Here is a 22,175-nt window from a genome sequence, read left to right as displayed (position 1 = left end):
GAGCAAGGTTTGCGCTGTCTTTTTTCAGCTTCTACTCAGTTCCTTTAAAAGGTCAAAACCCCAGACTCCTTAGAATCTAGGGTTTTCCTAATTGGTGGCGGGGAGCGGATTTGAACCACTGACCTTCGGGTTATGAGCCCGACGAGCTACCAGGCTGCTCTACCCCGCGTCGACTCATCTAATATAGCAAGGAATTGGCAATTGTGACAAGGTTGAGTAGAAATTTTGAGATCGCATGAAAAAAGCGGCTCCGCCTGAGCAGAACCGCCGAGTTGAGGGGTGAGGTCAAACTAGCGAACCGAGCCTTCCAGACGAGCCGTGTCGATCGGCTTCATCAAATACAGGCGCAACAAATTTACGCCAATCTTGGCAACGTGGGGCACTTTCTTCAGCAGTTTCACCACGCCGGGGGCATTGCCTTTGCCTGCTTCCATCAGCTTCAGGTTAGCAGCAGCGGCTTCATCCAGCAGTTTGAAAAAGTCGGGGTGATCCACGTTCAGGATTAGGGGAAAGACCCGTCCTGCGGTTTCGTTCGTTTTCTGGATCACATGGATGTCGTAGTCGCGTGCATTCAAACCCAGCGAAGCATAGAAGCTCGATCGCTGAATGTCGTTCAGAAACATCGTGGCAAACACTGACAGCAAGAAGAACCGCGACCAGAGGCGAGCTTTCCAGTCGTTGAGGATGCTGGGCTGAGACTTCATGATCGCGTCAAAGAAGTCGCCGTGGCGGTTTTCATCCTGACACCAGTTCTCGAAGAACTTGAAGATCGGATAAATCCGGTGTTCGGGGTGTTGCTCCAGATGGCGGAAGATGGTGATGTAACGCCAGTAACCGATCTTCTCTGAGAGATAAGTGGCGTAAAAGATGAACTTGGGCTTGAAGAAGGTGTAGCTCTTGCTTTCGGTGAGGAAGCCCAAGTCGAGCTGAAGCCCAAAGTCGGACATTGCCTTGTTGAGGAATCCGGCATGGCGTGCCTCGTCGCGAGACATCAGCAAAAAGCACTCTGCCAGCAGCGGGTTTCTGTCTTTCAGCTTGCGGGACAACTCTTTGTAGAGCAGAAATCCAGAAAACTCAGCCGTGCAGGATCGCTCCAGGAACTCGACAAACAGAGCACGAGTTTCGCCGTCGAGGTGATCCCAGGACTGCTGGAATTCTTCGTTGCGAACGAAGTGATGGCGATTATAGTCGGTGCGGAACTCTTCTAAGATTGCCCGCAGCTCATCCTCGTTCGGCGAGATGTCCATTGTTGCCATCTCGTCAAAGTCGGTGGTGTAAAACCGGGGGGTGAGGATGGTGTCTTTTGCCGGAACCTTAACTCCAGGTCGCAGCTCTGCAATTTCAGGTTTTTTCAGCGAATCTACCATGTGTTCCTTTTCTCTTGCTTCAGTATGATGCCCAAACCCCAGTTACTTAAGCGAATCAAACCTAAGCAAACCCAGAGGAAGGCTGCTGACTTTAACGGGTGGACTTTTAACGAATGAAAGTCTTGCGGCGATGGCAAGTCCTGTAAAAGACGGATTGCAAAATCAGTCAAAATCTTTTACGTCCCTTAGTCTATCAAGGGATCAGGCTCTACAACGAGCGGCAACGTTAAGAGTTGCAACAGAGGATGGGGAATTGTGACAGGGGTGGGGAAGTGGAAACAAAAGGGTCAGTGCTTGAATGACGGGCGATTGCGACAGCGCACAGAATTGTCAGCAATCTTCCTAAATCTTTCTGAGACAAGCCTTGACCTTTGCAGGAATTGGCTTAATATTGGGTGTCGCAGATTTAGCGTCTCTGTTCGTTGAATTGCTATTTTAGGCGCAAGACCTAGCATCAAACTGCCTGAGCAATTGAGCAAACTCGCGAATTTGGGACGATCGCCTCGAAATAAGAGCAGTCTTTGGTCGAATTGCCTGATTTCAGTTCATAACGGGCTTCCGATTGAAGTTGCAATACAGCAGCGTTAGGCTACACTGATTTCGCTCATTTCGATTTCGTTTATCCGTTTGCCTGACCTGTATTCTCTGTTCATTCGTGATGTAACAGCGATGTAACAGAGGATCTAGTGAACCAGATCTAGTAAACAGGCTCTCGACTGACCCAGACAGCATCACACCTGAAGATTTGACAGCCAAACATCGATCGCACTGTATCAATCGCACTGTAAGGAATTGTAAGGAAAAGCAGCTTTGAAGATTCAGTGGTGGCTCCCCAGTGCCGTTAGCGTTTTTTGTGTCATTTCTCCCAGTGTCGTCGCTCCGGCTCTGGCAACGGGAGTGACATCCTGGCGGTTTGACCCAGGGCAAAATCAGCTTGAGTTTAGAACCCGTGAACCCGTACAGCCCCGCGCCCAGCTTGTAACCAATCCGACTCGTCTGGTGATTGATCTACCAGATATCGAGATGGAGCAGGCTCCGATCGATCGTGATTTCAGCGGCAATATTCGGCAGATTCGCATCGAGCAGTTTGACGGTCAGACGACGCGCATTGTTCTTGAACTGGCTCCTGGTTATACGATCGACCCGCAGCAAATTCGGTTTCGCGGACTTTCGCCAACGCAGTGGACGGTTCAGCTTCCTCAGCCGATGCCCGAATCGGTCGCAGTTTCTCGTGAGGCTCCTCCCGCTGCTTCAGTTACCAATCCAATTGCCAATCCAGTTGCCAATCCGCCTGATGCGATGCAAAGCACTCCTTCCGTGGAGGGAATTGACCCCACGCTAGCCCAAATTGCAGGCATTCAGGCAACGTCAGACGGGTTGTTTGTGCGCTTCAGGAGCGGGGTGCCCCAGGTCGAAGTTGAGCGTAGCCGCGATCGGCGATCGGTGGTTCTGACGGTTGAAAATGCAGTGCTTTCGCCAGAATTGACCCAGCAGGAAGTGTCGATCGATCGATTTGGCGTGGAGCGGGTGCAGTTTGAGCAGGTGAGCGATCGTTCTTCCAATCGTCGCCCAACCGTGCGAATTCGCCTGGAGGTTGACCCTAGCAGTCAGGACTGGCAGGCAACGGTGAGCAATTTGGGTGGAATTGTGATGCTGCCCACTGGAAACAGCTCGACTGCCCGCACCGCTCGCAATCCGTCTGCGTCTGACCGGACAACTTCACGTCAAGCCAATCGATCGTCCGTGGGGGGAACCGCAGAGCGAATTAGTGCAGAACGAGCCAATTCAGAACGAGCCAATGCGGCTCAGAATTCATCGGGTCGATCGATCGCGGCTCAGCCGAATCCGACTCCATTGACGGCTCAGGGAACGAGGGTTTCTGCATCGAATGGCACGGTGACGATCGAAGGCGTGGAACTCAATCCGGTGAATAACCAGCTTTTGATCGAGTCCGATCGCCCTGTGGCACCTACGACTCGCTGGCAAGACGGCACGTATCAAATTGTGCTGTCTCCGGCACGGTTAGCAGAGCGAATTACAGGACCACGGCTAACGGCAAACAGTCCTTTAATTCGGGTGCGGCTGCGGCAGGAAGATGCGGATACAGTCGTGATTTCCTTGCAGCCTGCAACGGGAGTGCGGTTTGGTTCCCTGAATCTGGTCAGTCCGCAGCTTCTATCACTAGAAATGGAGCGATCGCCCCTCCAAGGAACCCCAGCGCGATCGGCTGCGAGTCCTTCTGCTGCGGCTTTGTCTGGAAACCCTCCCTCATTCCGATCCCTACCGCCGCAATCGAATTCAATCCAGCCGTTACCTCGCCCTGGCAATGGACGACTGGTGGTGGCGATCGATCCGGGACACGGGGGAGTAGACGTGGGCGCAGTTGGAATTGGCAACATTCGCGAAGCCGATATTGTGCTGAATGTGTCTCAGCAGGTGGCACGCTTGCTAGAGCAGCAGGGCATTCAGGCAGTGATGACTCGTAGCGACGATCGCGAAATTGATTTGCAGCCGCGTGTGGATATTGCCGAGCAGGTGAACGCCGCGCTCTTTGTCAGCATTCACGCTAACTCAATCAGCATGGATCGCCCAGAGGTGAACGGTGTTGAAACCTATTACTATTCCAGCGGTGCAGGACTGGCAGACACGATTCACCACAGTATTATGAGCGACCTGGGCATGAACGATCGCGGCGTGCGGCAGGCTCGCTTTTATGTGCTGCGAAGAACTTCGATGCCTGCGGTTCTGGTCGAAATTGGCTTTGTCACCGGCAGCCAAGATGCCCCCCGTCTTGCCAACCCCAACTGGCAAAACCAGATGGCAACGGCGATCGCGAGAGGCATTTTGCAGTATCTTAGAACCGCTGCCAGTCGCTAAATCGGGTTAGATTTCGCCGCGTCTTTGACCAACAAGCCGATCGCCAATAAACTCACCAGCGGCGTAAACCAGTCTCCCCAGCGGACGTAGAGCGTTTGAGTTTGGCGGCGATAAATCGTGTGGGCGTGAGTTTGATACAGGCGAAATTCAGACAGCCATTCCGTTTTGCCGTGTGGATCGACAATGCCCGAAAATCCGGTATTGGTTGCCCGCACTGCCCAGCGATCGGTTTCGATGGCTCGCATGACATCCTGAGCGTGGTGCTGTGCCATCATTGCCGGCCCGTAGGGATCGTTGTTGGAAGCCGTTAGAATAAACTCGCCGCCCGATCGCGCCTGATTACGGAAAATATAGGAAAACGCAGAATCAAAGCAAATCCCAACGATCGCCTGTCCAAAAGGCGTTTTCACTTGCTGCTCGCCGTGACCGGGCGTAAGCGATGCCTCAACCGGCGATAGCCGCCCGATGAATTGCCCGATCGTCTCGGCAAACGGCACATACTCGCCCAGCGGCACAAGCTTCACTTTGTCATAGCGGCTCAAGACTTCTCCGTCGCCTGCGATCGTCACCAGTGATTGGGTCAAATTGCCCTGGTTTAACCCGACCGTGCCCACCCAGGCAGGAATGCGGCGATCGAGCAGTGCCCGATAAAACGGATTTTGCAGCGGACGACTGAGCCAGAGCCAGGGAAAGGTTCCCTCAGGCGTTAAAACTGCCTGCACCCCTTGGCCTACCAGCATTTCATAGCCTCTGGTGTAATTATCAATCGAAAGGCGAATTCCCGCTTCAAACAGCTTGATCCGCGTCGGCACATTTCCCTGCACAATCCCAATCGACAGTGCTGCTTCTGGGGGCGTTGCCAGCGATCGGCTCGCCAGACCAAACCCAACCCCATGTAGCCCAATCAGCCAGACCAAACCCAGCCCCCAAAGCGATCGTGCCAGTCGCCCTCGCCCTCCGTCTCTTGCCATCCACCCTTCTGCCAAAAATCCGTTAAAGGCAACGATCGCCCCTGCCACCAGCATCGGTCCTGCAAGCTGCCCCAAATGCAAAATCCACCGATCATGCGGACTCTGCGTATAAGACAAAAACGTCCATTCCAGTGGGCTCCAGCTCCACACCGTTTCCAGAATGCACCACAGTGCAGTGCCCACCACAACACGGCTGACCGGAGCCAGTCGCCCCCGCCGATTAATCCACGCCAGGCTCCCCGCCCAGATGCCCACCAGCAGCCCACCCCAAAGGATAATTATCAGCCAGCAGGCGATCGCAATCGTGATACTGGCAAGCCAGGGAATGCCCATCCAGGTAAGCGGATGCAAATCCTTAATCCAAAACAATGCCGTGCCGTTGTAGCCCACCCCCCAGGCAGCTCCCAGCAAAAAGTTAAAGGTGGGAAAGTGGTTTCTAGCCGCGATTTGGCTCGATTCCGGCTGCGATCGCACGACCAAAACCCACAAAGGAACGATCGCAATCCAGGCAAGAAACCAGGCATTTGCAGGCGCAGGTGCTAATCCCATTACAATGCCCGCACAGAGGGCGATCCAGAGCAGCAAATGAGGCGGCAGCTTGGAATCCAAAATAGCCCGGTAAATCGGTAAAACAGCAGGGTAACGATGCGAAGCAGTTTCCCCTTCGGGGCGATCGGGTAGCGGCATAGGTAAAGTAGGTCGTTTGGGAAGCTCCTTTATTATTTAGAACGATTTTGGGGATTTGGGGGAGTGGAGGGGTGCAGAGTGGCTAAGGTTGAGGGAAGTTCAGTATCTCAGGATTAATTTTCAAGATTAGATTTTCAGGATTAAATCTTCAGGATTAATTGATTGAGACAACACGCTTTTGCAAGTGCGATCGTCCTATCAAAAGCTTGCTAATTCCTTATCCCCAATTTCATTTCCCTTATCCTTTCATCCACCGCTCCGCCTTCATCTGCAACAATACATCTGCCACAATATAAGTTCCCCCTTACCCCCCACCTCCCTGGCGATCGATGAAGCACCGAATTCTTGTGATTCTCACAGTTTTGCTGCTGACGGGCACGGCTGGCTGTCGGCGGGGTGAGCAGGCACAGCAGAAGGAAGTCAGGCTAGGGACGCAGCAGGCAACGCTCTCGGCGGCGCAAACAAAACCTGCCCCATTCCCGGCAGAAACGGCGAATAAGCTTCAGCAGATGTTGAGTGGAAAAGTGGAGTCGATGAAGCTACCAGGAGCGGTGCTGTACCTATCCACTTCAGAAGGAAACTGGATGGGGGTTGCCGGAAAAGCCGATCTCGCAGCACAAACGCCCCTGAAGCCGACCGATCGCTTTCGGCTGGGCACTCTGACCGAGATGTTTGTAGCAATCGTCTGTTTGCAGCTTGCCGAAGAGGACGTGCTTGATCTGGATGCTTCGATTACAAATTGGCTTCCGGCAGACTTGAGCCAGCAAATTCTAAATAGCGAGAAAATTACGGTTCGCCAGTTGCTCAACCATACCAGCGGCTTGCTCGAACCGGAGCGCGAGGCATTTTGGGAGACCGTGAGAGCTGACCCGTCGCGTCAATGGAAACCGCAGGAAGTGTTGGCTTATCTGCTCAACGATGCTGCCGCAGCGGAAGATCGCCCTCCGAGTTCCTTAAATGATTTTTCCTACTCCCACGCCAACTATATTCTGCTGGGCATGATCATTGAGCGAGCCACGGGTAGCCCATTATCCAGGGTCATTCGCTCCCGCATTAGCGATCGGCTCAATCTCAAAAATACATTCCTGGAGCAGCAAGAAGAAATTCCGGGTGGCTTTGTGCAGGGATACGCCGACTGGGACAAGGATGGAGCGATGCAGAGCGTGACCAAACCTTTAATTAATCCGGCGATCGGGCTGGGCGATACAGGCATGATTTCGAGTGCGCCTGACCTGGTGCAGCTCTTTCGCGGGCTATTTCTCGACAATGCGCTGTTATATGAAACCTCGGTGGAGAAAATGCTGACTCTGGTAGACTCCGATGAGGGCGGCTATGGATTGGGAATTGCCCGCTTGCCGACTGCTTGGGGCGAAGGCTGGGGACAAATTAATCAAACAACCGGATTTTCGATGGTTGCCCTTTATCTGCCCGTCCATGATTTGATGCTGATCGCCTGGACAAATACCAGCGATCGCAATACCGAACCCGTCTACGAAATCGCTCGCCGCAGTCTACGAATTATTCTAGGAATGCCCTAGCCCGGTGTTTCGTCTTCCCAGTCGTCCTCCAGCCAGGACTCGATCGTCTCAGCGGGTACGGCTGCATCTTCGCTCACATCCTCGACAATTTCCGCTGTCACGACTTCGACGGCTGACACATCCAGGGCTGCATCTTCACTGACATCTTCCGTTTCCATCAAGGTCATCGAAGAGATTTGCAGCGAATCTGCGCCTGTTAGAGGGGTGATTCTTGTTTCGGGCTGTTCTTCGATCGGTTCAGGAATCGGTTCTAGCAGCTCATCTTCGGTTTTTGTCTCTATTTCTGTCTCTATTGAAATCGGTTCAGCAGCAGCTTCTGCGGTTTCTGCAATTTCCTCTGCGGTTGCCTGGGAAGCAGCTAGGTCTGAGGTTTCAATGGCTTCGGAAAGTGGTTCCCGGTTGGTTTCCAGGTTGGTTTCCAGGCTTGTTTCTAGGTCGGTTTCTAAATTTGCGGCAACCTGTGTTTCCGTGTCTGAGCTGGCTGCCGCGACTGCTGGCTGCGCTTCGGGGCTTGCTGCGGGATCTTCGGTCAGGCTTTCCTCCTCAGAAACGATTGTTTCATCCCATTCGTCTTCTGTGTCCAACTCTCGAAACTCAGCATCGATCACTTCGACCGGAACGAAGTTACGCTTTGTGCGGGGTGCGCTTGTTTGTGCCGCCGAATTTGGGGGGGAGCCTGCTTGGGGTTGTGCGTTCTCAGAGCGAGGCTGAGGATCGGGGTAGCGAGTTTTTGCGTTCTTTTTGCGGCGATCGCCCAGAGAATCGATCGTTCCCGTTTCCGTTCCATCCGTGCCAGCGGCAGCAGTTGCCGGAATCGTTGTAGCCCGGAGCGGCGGCAGGATTTGCTGATTGATCCAAACTCCGAATAAGGTAAAGTCTCTCGCCACCGCATTGACTGGATAAGGTTCGGTCGCGGCGATCGTTTGTTCCTTCGTCAGCATGACCTGCGCCACGCTCACCGGAACCTGCAAAAACAAATTGCTGATCAGAAAGCTCACCGTTGCGAGCAGCAGCCCCCCCAATGCTCCACCGGGAACGATCGTGGATGACTCCCAGGCGATCGGCGCAAGCTGATAAAGTGGCCACAGCACAACGAACAATAAGACCGCCGTCAGCACTGAAAGCCCCTTGCCCAAAGGCTCCTTAAACCGCCGCAAGAGCCGCCGCTGCTCGTCGCTGAGATGCCGGGGCTGCACCGCCAGAAACATCAGGCTATAAATGCAGAAAGGACGCTGCCACTGCATCCACAAAATCGGCAAAGCCCCAATTGCGCCTACTAGCCCCAGTTCTACCCAGGGCGGCAACAGCGAATTACTCGCCGCAAACCCCAGCAAACACCCTTCGAGCGCGATCGGCACAACCGCCACCCCCGCAAGATGCACCCAGAGATAAGGATCAAGCCAGAAGGAACGCATTGCTGTTCTCCGTTGGACAGGTTGTTGATTGGATCTTACCTGAGAGGATGAGTGGATGGATGTCTTCTCATCTCTTCATTCCCCCACCTTCTCCAGAATCTCCTCATCCAGTGAGAAATCCACCTCAGCGGCATCCCGCCCGATCGCCAGATAGTCATTCTGGAAGGAATCTTTTAAGCCGGAAATCAGGTCGAATTCAGGCTTCCAGTAAAGGTCTTTTTGCGCTTTGTAAATGTCGGTGAAGAAGTGCTGGACACGCATCGGAAAGGCTTTCTTTTTGCCGAAGTCAAACTGCTTCGGGTCGTAGTGGACAATTTTGAGCGAGGCGGGGTCTTTTCCGGCGGCAACGGCACAGGCACGCGCTAAGCCATCAAAGGTGACATAGCGATCGCCCGAAATGTTGTAAATTTGCCCGATCGCTCTGGGATTACCCAGCACCGCGACCATTGCACTTGCCAGATCGTGAACGTGACCAAACTGGGTGATGTGCATTCCGTTTCCGGGAATGGGGACGGGACGATCGCGCACAATTCGATCGAAGTACCAGGCTTCCAGGTCGTTATAGTTTTGCGGTCCGTAAATATAGACCGGACGAACCGAGGTGAAGGGAATGCCCTGTTCTGCCAGATAGGTTTCGGTTTCAAACTTGCCTTTGTGTCGGCTCTTGGGGTCAACGGGGTCGCTTTCCTGGTGGGGCATTTGGTCAGATTTGAGGTAGACCCCTGCTGAGCTGACGTAGACAAAATGCTTGATGCTATCGCGAAAGATTTCAGCCAGAGGTTGAGTGTCGCTCAGTTCGCGTCCATTGTTATCAAACACTGCGTCAAACGATTCGCCTGCAAGCTTTTCTTTAAGCTGGTCTGTATCGGTTCGATCGCCGTGGATTTGCTCAACGCCTTCGATCGGTGCAGGTTTATTGCCTCGATTAAACAGCACCACTTCATGGTCTTGCTCGACCAGCAGGCGCGTCAGATGAACCCCAATAAAGCGAGTTCCGCCCATCACCAAAATTCGCATTGTGCCTTTCCCCCTAGCTGAAATACTGTTACCCATCGTAAAACTGATTGGGATTCGTTTATCCTTGCATTGAATCTAAAGCTGAATCTGCCGATGCTGCCTGTCCAAATTCGCCCTGCAACGACCGACGATCGCTCGTTTATCCTCAGTCTTGTTCCGCGCTTTGTGGAATTTGGCTCTCCCACTGAACGCGATCCCGATCAGGTGATTCGGGCAATTGCAAAGGAAATCGATCGGGCAATCATCAGCTATCCCACACCGCAAAATATTTTTATTGCCGTTGATTCACAGGGCAAATCGCTGGGGTTTATCTTTCTGGAAACGCTGACCGATTTCTTCACGCAAGAACGCCACGCCCACATTTCCGATATCGTCGTCATTCCCGAAGCATCAGGGCAGGGCATTGGTCAGGCACTCATGGCGTATGCCGAAACCTGGGCAAAGGCGCGAAGCCTCAGCTTTATTACGCTCAATGCATTTGGTGGAAATGGTCGGGCACGATCGTTTTATAGTCAGTTAGGCTATCAGGAAGATACGGTGAAATATTTAAAGCGATTGAATTAGGCGATTCGATGGGTTTAAAAATCAAGGGGATCACCATTGATATCGCAAAAAATAGCAACTGCAGAAAATAGCAACTGCAAAAATTAATCGAATTTCTGTACTCATTCCTTCTCTTTCGAGCCACGATTATCAACATCGCTCTTTCGGTGTTGTGAATGGAATCAATCGATGGCGATGCTGAATCAAGATCTGAAATGCCCTCGTCCCCAACCCATCTAGTGGAAACCGGGTGAGCAATCCTATGAAATCCTACAGCCCTGATAGCCTGCTTGTAAAAGCAACGCTGCTACTCGTCAGTACCCTCACCGTCATGGCAGGAGCAACGATCGCCCCCTCGCTTCCGGCAATGCGGCAGCATTTCTCAACGGTTCCCAATGCCGATTATTGGGTCAGATTAGTCTTGACTGTTCCCGCGCTGTTGATTGCCCTGGGCGCACCGATCGCAGGCAGCATTATCGATCGCTTTGGACGCAAAGGACTGTTAGCGGCGGCGGTGTTTCTTTATGGCTTAGCTGGAAGCTCTGGCTATTTGTTGGATTCGCTCGGGTCAATTCTGGTCGGGCGAGTGCTGCTGGGTTTGAGCGTGGCAGGCATTATGACCACAGCAACTACCCTGATTGCCGATTATTACCTGGGGGCTACCCGTGCCCAGTTTCTTGGACTGCAAGCTGCCTTTATGGGATTGGGCGGCATGGTGTTTCTAACCCTGGGCGGCTATCTCGCCGATGTCAACTGGCGGCTGCCGTTTTTAATTTATTTGCTGGCGTGGTTCATTTTTCCTTTAATTTTGCTGGTGCTGCCCGAACCTGATCGCAACCGATCGCCCAACCAAACCGAGAACCTTCCTGCGGAGGCAGTTCCCTGGACGGTGCTGATCATGACCTATGGGATTGCGCTGATGAGTCAGATTGTGTTTTACATGATCCCTGTGCAGCTTCCCTTTTATCTTCAGCAAATTGCGAATGCAAATGCATCTCAAAGTGGATTAGCGATCGCCCTTGCCACGCTTGCGACCTCAATCAGTGCCCTTAGCTATCAGCGGCTCAAAGCGCGGTTCACTTTTACCCAGCTCTATGCGATCGCCTTCCTGCTGATGGGAATTGGTTATCTCATTATTAGTTTTGTCTCTCGCTACAATCTGGTTTTGGTCGGCTTGGCGATCGCTGGATTAGGAGTCGGACTGCTAATGCCCAATATGAATGTCTGCTTGACTTCATCTACTCCGGTCGCGCTGCGGGGAAGAATTTTGGGTGGACTAACGACGAGCTTTTTTCTGGGTCAGTTTATTTCGCCGTTGATCAGTCAACCGCTCAGCCAACAGGTTGGTTTAGGCGCAACCTATGGACTGGCTGGGGGATTAATGCTGGGCATGACGCTTGCAATGCTGGCAGTGATGCTGCGCTGGAAAGCAACGCCAGAGGTGTGAGAAAAACTGCGGCGATTCCATTCTGATCGCGACGATTGCTTTCTAGGATGACTCGCTGCCTGGAATGATCCCAGGGTTAATCCACCATCGATCGAATCATGTACTGCACAAGCTGCTGATTCCCGATCGGGCTGAGATGAATGTGATCGCGATAAAGCGTTTCGGGCTGAGAATTGGCAGCAAACCGGGGAAGAACATCCAAAAATCGAATTCCTTGCGTTTCAGTAAACGCTTGCAGACGATCGCGGGCAGTTTTCTCGTAGTCGCGCGAGCCGGGCGGTTTGAGTTCGCGCAGGAGCGGCGTAATCACCAGAAAAAACTGAGCGTTAGACTGTATCGCAATCGAGTAAATTTCTTGAATTGCCGCCAGGTTTTCTCCCACCCGATCGCCTCCTGCCAGCTGAAGCTGGACAAGTTCAGGAATTGGCTTTGACTTGAAGGCATAACGCTGAATCACCTCAGCTAGGGCAAACGGCGGAGTCTGAGCCGGATAGTTGCGATCGCGCCCCACCTGTACGGAAGTAGGAACCGTGCCAAACAAATCATCGGTGTTGATCAGCAGCACGATCGCCTGTGATTCAAAGCTGCCAAATCGTTTTAGATAAGCCAACTGATTGCGCGGCGACCAGGAATTTGCAGAAGCATTCAAAACTTCGACTTGCTCAAGGTTTTCGGTTTGGAGCAATGGAACGGTTTGATTTTTTGATAATCGTGTCTGAAGCTGGGCTTGCAGCAGAGCAGAAATCGTTTCGTCTTGATCAGTCCACCACGCCCCGTTTGCGATCGAATCTCCTAACAGCAAGATCCGCAGCGTGTCCTGATTTCGTTGGGGGGTGATCGGTGAACTTCGCATTGAGTATTGATTGATTGCAATTCGATGACCAAACCGACGAGTGGTTTGATTCGGAGCTAGCAGATAGCCAATTTGCGGGTCGGCAACGTACAGCAGCGGCTTACCAAAACCAAAGAACGATCGCAGTCCCAGCTCCAGGACTCCAGCGATCGCGATGATCAGCAAGGTTGACATCAGAATAGGCATTGCGACTGAACCTTTACCAAATAAGAAATTTTAATGGTGTGACCTGGATAACTGGAGGTTTCCCTTGTTTAGCTAAAATTATGATATTGATAAGCGATTAACCTGCCTTCTGGAGGTGGCACCTCTCTTTCATGCTGCTTCAACATGAAGGCATGATTGTTTCACTGCAAAGGATCACCCCCCTATGACCGACCAAAATCGAGGAATCATGAAATTTCAAAGCGCAGACAGCACGCCAATGGTCACACTCTCGGCTGTGCTAATTCTCGGCTCGATCGCTTTTTTGATCATCTGGGCACTTCAGTCTGCCTATGCGATCGGCTAACCTATTCGTTAAGTGATCATTCGTTGACTGATATTTGCATTAATCATTCCTTCTTGAATTTTCTGGGGCAGTGCTGCGGTGCTTGCCCTTTTGTTTTATCTTCATATCTTCATTTCGATCGCTTCAATTCCTATCGCGCATCAGATCCATTGAGGAGAGCCATCGAAGAGAAAGTAATGCCTGATACCAGCCTGAAACCGTGAAATCGATCAGGTAACCATTGACCTGTCTAGATGGACTGAACAATCATCGTTTTTTCTGAGAAAGGTTAAGGGTCTTGCCTTCAAGTCAGGGCAAGGCTAAACAGCATGCTTTAATTTGCTCTAAGTAATCGGATGAGCCCATTTCATTGAGATTGTGTGGCTTGCATACTACAGTCGTGCTACAATCTGTATTGTCAAAGCGATCGATCGTCATTCTGCTGCGGTAAACGGTCGATCAGTCGTCTGCACATTAGACACTTTTCAAATATTCCCTCATCTTGCCAGGGAAAAGAATTGTTTCGCTGTCCCCAATTCGGCTAACACTTTTCACTAACACTTTTCCGCTAATCCTTTGCTGATTTTATTCATTCACTTCAATTTGCTCCACCGCATTTTTCTATGGCTAACTTTCGTGATTTAGCACATTATTTTCGACCGTATTGGTCTGCGGTTATCTTCAGCATTGCCACAAGCAGTTTGTTTGAAATTCTTGATCTGGCTGTGCCTTATGCGATCGGACAAACACTCAACGTGCTATCGGGTCAACCGATCGATACCATCTTGCAGCAGTTGCTTGGAGGATTGGCGGCAACGACTGGAATTCCGGCGAGTCGCGGGCTTACCCTTGCGGTGCTGTTAGGACTGATCTTTCTAGTAACGGTCGTACGGGCGCCGATTCAGCCCTGGATTAGTCACTGGTATCACTGGGAGATTCCCCTGCGGGCACGACGCGATCATTCGATTCGATCGGTGGCAAAAATTCTCAAATTACCGATCGAATTTTATGACGAAAACAATCCGGGTCGTATTGCCGGACGGGTCGCACGAGGATTATCAAACCATACCTGGACATATCCCGAAATTGCCGGAGAACTGGTTCCCAAACTATTTCGAATTGTGGGAATTTTTGTCGTGATTTTGCTGATCGAATGGCGGATCGCGCTGCTGTTTCTAGCGTCTTTTATCTTCATTCTTGCCTTTACGCTCAGGGGCTTAAAACACTTGATTCGCAAAGAAGAAAGCCTCGATCGCTATATGGAAAACACCGAGAGTCGTACCTCGGAAATTATCACCAACATAAAAACAGTAAAGGCATTTGCAACCGAGGCGGCGGAGCTAAAGCGGCAAAGACAGCGATTCGATCGCGAACTCAATGTGGTGATCAACCGAGTTCATCGGGGCTATGTGACGCTGTTTACCTGGCAGCGATTTGTGATTCAGATTTGCGTATTCCTGATTCTGGCACTAACACTGTGGGCAACGGTGCGCGGCGAGATTTCGCTGGGTCATTTCGTGACAACGTTAACCATTTCCAGCATGGCGTATGCCGAACTGGAACCGATTAGCGGATTAGCCGAAGTCTTTGCCCGCCGCTATTCCTCGATGCTGCGCTACCACGAGTTTATGCAGTTGCCCGACGGTCAGGACACAGTTGAACTGGAACAGCCCGCAGCCGTTAAACATTATGAGTTTACGGGGAAGGTGCATTTCGATCACGTGTCCTTTGGCTACGCAGCCGATCGTCCAGTGCTGCAAGACATCAGCCTGCTGATCGAACCGAAACAAACGATTGCTTTAGTGGGGCGATCGGGTTCTGGCAAATCAACGCTGGTGAAACTGCTGTTTCGCTACTTTGATCCGCAGCAGGGACGCATTTTGATCGACGGGCAGGATACCCGACAGCTCGATGTTACAGGCTATCGGCGCAGACTGGCGATCGTCCATCAGGAAGTGGATGTGTTTAACGGGACACTGCTCGACAACCTGACCTACGGCAATCCGAAGGCGACGTTTGCAGAAGTCGAAGAAGCCTGTCAGATTGCCAGAGTCGATGAGTTTGTGCGGGTACTGCCCCAGGGCTATCGCACAATCGTCGGCGAACGGGGGGTGCGCCTATCGGGCGGCCAGCGTCAGCGTTTGGGCATCGCCAGAGCATTGCTGATGCACCCGGATGTGCTGGTGTTTGATGAGGCAACCTCTAGCCTGGACTATGAATCAGAGCGATCGATTCAGTTGGCAATGCGATCGATTTTGGGAACCCGAACGACGATCATCATTGCCCATCGGCTCAGCACGGTGCGCGAAGCAGACCAAATCGTAGTGCTGGATCAGGGTCGCATTGTGGAAGTGGGCAGTCATACAGAGCTTCTAAATCAGGGCGGCATTTATCACCGCTTGCACCAGTTGCAGGAAACCGGGGAACTGCTGGCATAACAGACGACCCGATTACCAATATCGACTCTTGAGCTTCCAGGCGTGATGTCCAAACTCGTGATTCCAAACGCTTTTGAGGGAAAGCAAATAGCAATAGCAGTAAACGCTAAACTGCATAATGTTCTTTAAGCCAGCCGATCGCGCCACCTCAGAAGGCTTAAACGGGGGGCGATCGGCTTTCTGTTTGAGAAACTCTGAAAACCAGTGAGGATTGGTCTGGAAAAGCTGCATCACAATCTGTTTGGCAGAATCGCCGCCACCGAACAGCGTTCTCATGCAAAAGTCGATCTGTTCCTGCACATAGCTGCCGATGATCGTGCGTTTGCGGCAAGCTAGCCAGTAAGTCAGGTTCCGATCGCGGGGGGTGGAGCCAGATTGTACGGTCGGGTTTTGCACGCGGGCAAGATAGCCTTTTTGCATGCCCGTCTCAACGTCAATCTCGTACCAATGGGTGACGGCTGTGACTAAAACGTAGGCGTCATCCATTACAATCCCTTCCGGGATCACGATTTGCCGCAGGATTTCTCCCTGTGCAGCGTAGCATTTGCCGTCCAGCTTCCGCACGACAACATTGCCGTTGTGATCCATTACTTTACCTGCACAAAGGCGAGCATTTTGATTGTGCTTCAAGGTATCAATTAATTCGCTGAGTCCAGTTGGGGTGATGAAAACGACATCCGCATCAAGCAAAATGTAATAGTCTGCTGGCTCTGTGGCATGATGCACAAAGTGATTCCAGGCATTGCACTTATCAGCAATCGGAAGTTCAATCACCTGAGCTTGAATTCCAAACGGGGCAAATTCCCGCAGAGCTTCTCTGGCAATCGCAGCCATGCGATCGGTTGAACCATTGGACACGACAGTAATGGAAATGCTGTACTCCTGCTGAATCAACGTCTGCGATCGCAGCGAGTCCAGAAGTCGCCCGATGCCAAACTCCTCGTTATAGCCGAGAATTCCGATCGCAATCTTTTGCATCTGAAGTGTTATGGATAATACGAGAAGGAATCAACACAATGGTTCACAAAGTAGCGATCGAAGTTCGATCGAATAATATCTAGATAAACAGAATTCTAAGGAAGCAGCAGTTAAATCTGAAACAGCTTGTGAATAAAATTTCTTCCTTTCATTGCAATTTAATCCTTGATCCGATTAAACCCTACAGAATAGTTAACAGTTCAGCTTGCTATAAGCGTCTGACCAGGGGAGGATTTCGCTTAATTTCTTCTGATAGGGATTTTTTTGGATTAAAATTGGATTAAAAATAGACAAGCAGGACAACGCCGCAGGAATACCGTACTTGATCAATTCGGTTATTGGATCGCTGCTGCTAACTCAAACCAGTAGAAATTTAGTAAATTTAGTAACAGACCTCTCTTTTGCCAGGACTTCCTATGAATTCCCCTGTCTCCTCGATTCTGTTACGGCGACCGATTCTGCTGGGCGGACTCGGCTTGACCTGCGGCGCGCTCATGCTAAACGGTCTGGATGCTGGCTTGTCTCATTGGGGCGGCACGATCGTTTGGGGTGCAATCACGCTGGGGTCGGGAATCTGGTGGCTTCAGCAGCGCACGGCAAAATCTCTGACCGATCGCCTGAAACTGCCGACCACCCCTGCCGATCGCGCTCTGGTTGACAAAACCCTTGCCGCTGTCGAGCAGCGCATCAGTCATCTTATTGCCGAGCGAGGAGAAAATAGCGAAATTCATCCTTCGATTACTAGCTTTCAGGAACAGCTCAGCACCCTGAGTCAAAGCCTCGATCGCCAGCAGCTTTCTCTGTCTTTCCTGGGCGGACGCGCTACGGGGAAAACAACCCTCTCCCAGCTTTTCCGGCAGGGGGGAATTGAGCAGCCGCAGGACATTGCAGGCAGTTGTGAAACGCCACAAGCTCATACCGAGGAAGTGACCGGAGCTGATCTGATTCTGTTTCTTACTACAGGCGACCTGACCGACTCTGAGTTTCAAACCATCCAAACGCTGCTAGCTCAGCGGCATCGCGTGCTGCTGGTCTTCAATAAGCAGGATCAGTATTTGTCAGACGATCGCCCCGTAATTTTGCAGCAGTTGCGCGATCGCGTGGCGGGCATTCTGGCAGCCGAAGATGTGATCGCAGTCTCGGCAAAGCCCGCTCCGGTAAAGGTGCGTCAGGTGCAGGCAGATGGCTCAATGCAAGAGCGACTGGAGCATCCAGAACCCGAAGTTGCTGCCCTTCAGACCCGGATTCAGCACATTCTTACCAGCGAGAAGCAGCAGCTTGTTTATGCCACCGTCGTGCGGCAGGCGCAGGCTCTCCAGCGATCGATCCAAACCGAGCTGAATCAGGTGCGGCGCGATCGTGCCCTGCCCATTATCGAGCAATATCAGTGGATTGCGGCAGCAGCAACCTTTGCGAACCCGGTTTCCAGTCTTGACCTGCTGGCAACCGCCACGATAAATGCTCAAATGGTGATGGATTTAGGCGCAATCTATCAGCAAAAATTCTCGCTGGAGCAGGCGAAGACAATGACCGGAGCCCTGGCAAGCCAAATGGTGAAGCTAGGCTTAGTCGAAGTCGCAAGCCAAGCAATTTCGCCTCTGCTGAAAACTCACGCACTTACCTATGTGGCAGGTGGAATGCTCCAGGGGGTGAGCGCAGCTTATCTCACACGGGTCGCAGGCTTGAGCCTGACCGAATACTTCGAGGAACAAAGCTATCTTACGCAGGCTGAATCCGCGTTCCAGCCCGATCGCCTAATGCAAAAACTGCAATCGGTCTTCCAGGCAAACCAGCGGTCGGCATTCCTGCAAACCCTGGTGAAGCAAGCGATCGGTCGGCTGACCCCTCCGGCTGCGGCTGAAGCATCATAACTGCGAACAAAGTTACTGCAAACAAAGTTATTCGGCGGGCGATCGAATACTGAACGAATCGTGCTGAATTGATACAAGACTCCCAGGCTTCGGTTTGGGAGTTTTTGTTGATCAACTTCGCCCCTTTTGAAGGGGAGCTAGAGGGGAGCTTAAAGCTCCTAAATCCGTTCTAATTCCCTTGCTTGGCCGATGCCGTCCTGAAGGTTGCTTTTGGATTGCACAACTTTCGATTCAGCCATCATCAGCCTGCGATTGCCTGATTGCAGCAGGATTGAAACTACTTCTCTCCCTGGTCCACTCATCCTATTTATTACTCATTTGTTTTATTGCTGATAAATTATTGCTGATAAAGCCTAATCATTTCAGCGGAATCAATAGCGAGATTACCCGAGTAAATCACCGCGAATCGATCAGAAGAAATTAAGATTCCTACTTCAGGGTGAAGGAAATAATACCTTCCAACCTCATTGCAGACTCACCAGGTGATAAGGGAACATTAGGAACATCTCTAGATTCTGAATAATGTTCGACCTCATCCGGAATCTTGTATCCCCCAGTTATTACATTCCGCATGGACACTGCTATCTCTGGCAGACTCCTTTGGTCTGGCTGCATGCCAGTAGCGATGCATTAATTGCAATTGCCTACTTTTCGATTCCCCTGATGTTGGTCTGCTTTGTATGGAGACGGAAGGATATCCCGTTCTCGCCAGTATTGTTACTGTTTGGGGCCTCCATTGTCCTTTGTGGAACCGGGCATCTTCTCGATATCTGGACGCTTTGGCATCCTGCCTACTGGCTATCTAGTGCAGTGCGAGCAATTACGGCTGTGGTGTCTTGCTACACAGCATTACAACTAGTTGAGTTACTGCCTCAATTCCTGACGTTGCGAACCCCAAAGCAGTTAGAACGCTTAAACCAGGAACTCGAGAAACAGGTGATGGAACGACAGCGGGCGGAAGAAACACTGCGAACCATCGTAGCCGGGACTGCTTCGGTCACAGGGCAAGACTTTTTCCCGGCACTGGTAAAAAACTTAGCTTCTGCTCTCAATGTTCCTTGCGTTGTGGTTTCAGAGAAAGTCAAGAGTTCTCCTGCGACCCTGCAAACCCTTTCTTTTTGGTCGGACGACCGCTTGATCGCAAATACCCAATTTCACCTATCGGGAACTGCCTGTGAACAAGTGGTGCAAGGTAAACAACTCTGTAGCTACGGCGGTAGGCTAAAGCAGCTTTTCCCTGATAATAATTTTCTTCCAGCAGACAGTCCACTTGATAGTTATGCGGGAATTCCCCTGCTAGATGCCAACCAAGCAGTCATCGGAACGCTCTGTATCCTGGATGTTAAACCTATGAAGCTAGATGACTGCACTGAAGCCTTGCTCAGTGTATTTGCTGCTCGGGCTGCTACCGAACTTGAACGTAAATGGGCTGAGGAGGAAAAACGTCAGGCCTATGAAGAATTGGAGTTTCGGGTTGAATCTCGTACAGCCGAATTCGTTCAAGCTAACCAGGCTCTAGAAATCGAAATTCAGGAACGGATTGCGGTTGAAGCAAAACTTCAGCGGATTGCAGAGCGAGAGCGAACGACTGCCTGCGTAATTCAGCAAATGCGGCAGAGTCTAGACTTAAAAGCAATTTTTGACGCTACAACCAAGGAACTTCGTCGAGCAGTTCGCTGCGATCGCACTCTAATTTATCGTTTTCAGCCCGATTGGACTGGGCAGGTTGTGGCTGAATCCGTGGAGGAAGGGTGGAATACAATTATTGCAATCGAAGACTATCAGCAGGAATTGACCCCTGCAACCCTTGAGCAACCTAGCTGTATAGTGAAGAAACTGGACGGTGCAGAAGTCCTTATTCGCGATACCTATTTACAGGAAAACGCTGAGGAACTGTATCACCAGCGGTTAAATTACTGTTGTGTTACAGATATCTATCAGGCAGGTTTTGATACTTGCTACTTGCAGCTATTGGAGTTTTTGCAGGCTCGCTCTTACGCTATTGTCCCTATTTTCTTTGGTAATAAGCTTTGGGGCTTGTTAGCGGCTTATCACAATACTGAACCTCGTGAATGGCAACTCTCCGAAGTTCAGATGATGACTCAAATTAGCAACCAGTTAGGGGTAGCGGTTCAACAGGCAGAATTGTTAACCCAAACGCAGGAACAAGCCAAACAGCTACAGCAGGCTAAAGAAGCTGCGGATGCGGCTAATCGGGCTAAAAGCGAGTTTTTGGCAAATATGAGTCATGAGCTTCGGACGCCACTCAATGCCATTCTGGGCTTTACCCAGCTTATGCAGCGAGATGAATCCCTTAGCCTTGATCAGCGGCGATCGATCGAAATTGTCAATCAAAGCGGGGAGCATTTATTGGGGCTAATCAACGATGTACTGGAAGTCTCAAAAATCGAAGCAGGGCAGGTAACGCTCGATGAAACCGAATTTGACCTGTACCAGTTGCTCCACAGCTTGCAAGCCATGTTCCAGCTAAAAGCCGAAGCCAAAGGCTTACAGCTCAGATTCGATTGGACGATTGATGTTCCCCAGCGAATTCGAGCAGATAAAAACAAGCTGCGTCAGATTTTGATTAATTTATTGGGAAATGCAGTCAAGTTTACAGAGCAAGGCTGGATTAACCTGCGAGTTCATGCTCTTGTCTCTTCTGACCGAGTTACAGGTAAATCTGGAGACTCTATTGAGCTGAGCTTTAAGATTGAAGATACGGGAGCAGGCATTGCAGCCGATGAGTTAGGCAATTTATTTCAGGCCTTTAAACAAACTCGATCGGGACGCAAATCCCAGGAAGGAACGGGTTTAGGTTTGCGAATTAGCCAGCGATTTGTGCAGTTGATGGGCGGTGAAATCACGGTGCGGAGCCAAGTTGACCAGGGGAGCTGCTTCAGCTTTGAGATTGTCGTTGGTTTAGCTCAAAATGCCTCTAACTTTCCCGAAATGAACGATATATCCGCTGCCCCCTCCGCTGATATTCCTTGGAGAGCAGTCAATCATCGCCTTCTCATTGTCGAAGACAACGCAACAAATCGGTTACTCCTTAAGAAAATTCTGAGTCATTTAGGATTCGACATTCGAGAAGCTGAGAACGGTCAAACTGCCGTTGCGCTTTGGCAAGAATGGCATCCCCACGTAATTTTAATGGATATTCATATGCCGATCGTGAACGGTTATGAAGCCACTCAAAGAATCCGGGAGCTAGAACAACAGCAACCAAATTTACAGCGCACCTGTATTATTGCCATTACCGCCAGTGCCTTTGCTGAACAAAGACAGGCGACCCTTGCTGCAGGCTGTGATAGTTTTGTCAGCAAACCGTTTCGGCGCGAAGAATTACAAGCAGTGCTCTCCAAGCATATCGGCATTACATTTCTCCCAAAGCCTAGTTCCAAAACAGCAATTCCGCAGTCGGGCTCTCCTGGCCACAAGTCCCCGCTTGATGCGTCTACCCTGGCTGCCCTGATGCCACCGGACTGGATTGCTCAGCTTCACTTTGCAGCGGCTCAAGGAAATGACACGAAGAGCCTGGCATTAATTGCTCAAATTCCCTCAGAGCATTCCACGCTAGTTACAGCGTTAACGAACTTGGTGAAACGGTACCAATTTGATCAGTTAACTAGCCTGACTCAACCTGAAAACTCAACCATCGATCAAGGGAGCATTTAGCCAGA

Annotated in this window: 14 protein-coding genes and 1 tRNA gene; 8 read left to right on the top strand and 7 right to left on the bottom strand. The window is 51.1% G+C overall.

Annotated features, from left to right (window positions below):
* Positions 1 to 92 precede the first annotated feature (92 nt).
* A tRNA-Met gene (locus tag NDA02_RS08965) sits at positions 93 to 169 on the bottom strand.
* A gap of 121 nt (positions 170 to 290) precedes the next feature.
* A complete protein-coding gene (gene acsF, locus NDA02_RS08960; RefSeq protein ID WP_190791805.1) occupies positions 291 to 1,367 on the bottom strand; it encodes a magnesium-protoporphyrin IX monomethyl ester (oxidative) cyclase in 1,077 nt (358 codons plus the stop codon).
* A gap of 810 nt (positions 1,368 to 2,177) precedes the next feature.
* On the opposite strand from acsF, the gene NDA02_RS08955 reads away from it, so the two are divergent.
* A complete protein-coding gene (locus tag NDA02_RS08955) occupies positions 2,178 to 4,244 on the top strand; it encodes an N-acetylmuramoyl-L-alanine amidase (RefSeq protein WP_190791804.1) in 2,067 nt (688 codons plus the stop codon).
* Here the strand turns inward: NDA02_RS08955 and lnt are convergent.
* Complete coding sequence (gene lnt / locus NDA02_RS08950; protein WP_190791803.1) at positions 4,241 to 5,902, bottom strand: apolipoprotein N-acyltransferase; 1,662 nt, start codon at positions 5,900 to 5,902, stop codon at positions 4,241 to 4,243. The two genes, NDA02_RS08955 and lnt, sit on opposite strands and share 4 nt — an antisense overlap.
* A gap of 329 nt (positions 5,903 to 6,231) precedes the next feature.
* Here lnt and NDA02_RS08945 point away from each other — a divergent pair, with 329 nt between their 5' ends.
* Complete coding sequence (locus NDA02_RS08945; protein WP_190791802.1) at positions 6,232 to 7,440, top strand: serine hydrolase domain-containing protein; 1,209 nt, start codon at positions 6,232 to 6,234, stop codon at positions 7,438 to 7,440.
* On the opposite strand, the gene NDA02_RS08940 is transcribed toward NDA02_RS08945, so the two are convergent.
* A complete protein-coding gene (locus NDA02_RS08940) occupies positions 7,437 to 8,855 on the bottom strand; it encodes a low-complexity tail membrane protein (protein WP_190791801.1) in 1,419 nt (472 codons plus the stop codon). The genes NDA02_RS08945 and NDA02_RS08940 overlap by 4 nt on opposite strands.
* A 75-nt stretch (positions 8,856 to 8,930) precedes the next feature.
* Positions 8,931 to 9,872 (bottom strand): NAD-dependent epimerase/dehydratase family protein, encoded by a 942-nt coding sequence (locus NDA02_RS08935; protein ID WP_190791820.1) that lies wholly within the window; start codon positions 9,870 to 9,872, stop codon positions 8,931 to 8,933.
* A 93-nt stretch (positions 9,873 to 9,965) separates the two neighbouring features.
* On the opposite strand from NDA02_RS08935, the gene NDA02_RS08930 reads away from it, so the two are divergent.
* Positions 9,966 to 10,436: a GNAT family N-acetyltransferase gene (locus tag NDA02_RS08930; RefSeq protein WP_190791800.1), complete on the top strand. Its 471-nt coding sequence runs from the start codon at positions 9,966 to 9,968 to the stop codon at positions 10,434 to 10,436.
* Between the two features lie 241 nt (positions 10,437 to 10,677).
* Entirely contained in the window at positions 10,678 to 11,862 is a 1,185-nt protein-coding gene (locus NDA02_RS08925) for an MFS transporter (RefSeq protein ID WP_190791799.1), read from the top strand.
* Positions 11,863 to 11,938: 76 nt separating this feature from the next.
* Here the strand turns inward: NDA02_RS08925 and NDA02_RS08920 are convergent, their stop codons facing one another.
* Positions 11,939 to 12,901 carry an SGNH/GDSL hydrolase family protein gene (locus NDA02_RS08920; protein ID WP_199296527.1) on the bottom strand — a complete coding sequence of 321 codons (963 nt, stop codon included), beginning with the start codon at positions 12,899 to 12,901 and terminating at the stop codon, positions 11,939 to 11,941.
* A 184-nt stretch (positions 12,902 to 13,085) separates the two neighbouring features.
* On the opposite strand from NDA02_RS08920, the gene NDA02_RS08915 reads away from it, so the two are divergent.
* Both NDA02_RS08915 and NDA02_RS08910 read left to right on the top strand, forming a co-directional pair.
* On the top strand, positions 13,086 to 13,226 hold the full coding sequence (locus tag NDA02_RS08915) for a hypothetical protein (RefSeq protein WP_190791798.1): 141 nt from the start codon (positions 13,086 to 13,088) through the stop codon (positions 13,224 to 13,226).
* 602 nt (positions 13,227 to 13,828) lie between these two features.
* Positions 13,829 to 15,643, top strand: a complete 1,815-nt coding sequence (locus tag NDA02_RS08910; RefSeq protein ID WP_190791797.1) for an ABC transporter ATP-binding protein — start codon at positions 13,829 to 13,831, stop codon at positions 15,641 to 15,643.
* Positions 15,644 to 15,655: 12 nt separating this feature from the next.
* On the opposite strand, the gene NDA02_RS08905 is transcribed toward NDA02_RS08910, so the two are convergent.
* Positions 15,656 to 16,621 (bottom strand): glycosyltransferase family A protein, encoded by a 966-nt coding sequence (locus NDA02_RS08905; RefSeq protein ID WP_190791796.1) that lies wholly within the window; start codon positions 16,619 to 16,621, stop codon positions 15,656 to 15,658.
* 416 nt (positions 16,622 to 17,037) lie between these two features.
* On the opposite strand from NDA02_RS08905, the gene NDA02_RS08900 reads away from it, so the two are divergent.
* Both NDA02_RS08900 and NDA02_RS08895 read left to right on the top strand, forming a co-directional pair.
* On the top strand, positions 17,038 to 18,492 hold the full coding sequence (locus NDA02_RS08900) for a DUF697 domain-containing protein (RefSeq protein WP_190791795.1): 1,455 nt from the start codon (positions 17,038 to 17,040) through the stop codon (positions 18,490 to 18,492).
* Positions 18,493 to 19,014: 522 nt separating this feature from the next.
* Positions 19,015 to 22,170, top strand: a complete 3,156-nt coding sequence (locus tag NDA02_RS08895) for a GAF domain-containing protein (RefSeq protein WP_190791794.1) — start codon at positions 19,015 to 19,017, stop codon at positions 22,168 to 22,170.
* Positions 22,171 to 22,175: the final 5 nt, after the last annotated feature.

It is taken from the genome of Leptolyngbya sp. ST-U4, assembly GCF_039962215.1.
In the GTDB taxonomy this organism is placed as follows: domain Bacteria; phylum Cyanobacteriota; class Cyanobacteriia; order Elainellales; family Elainellaceae; genus Leptolyngbya_A.
The sequence above is the reverse complement of the archived record's forward strand: the minus strand, read 5'-3'. Positions and strand labels throughout refer to the sequence as shown.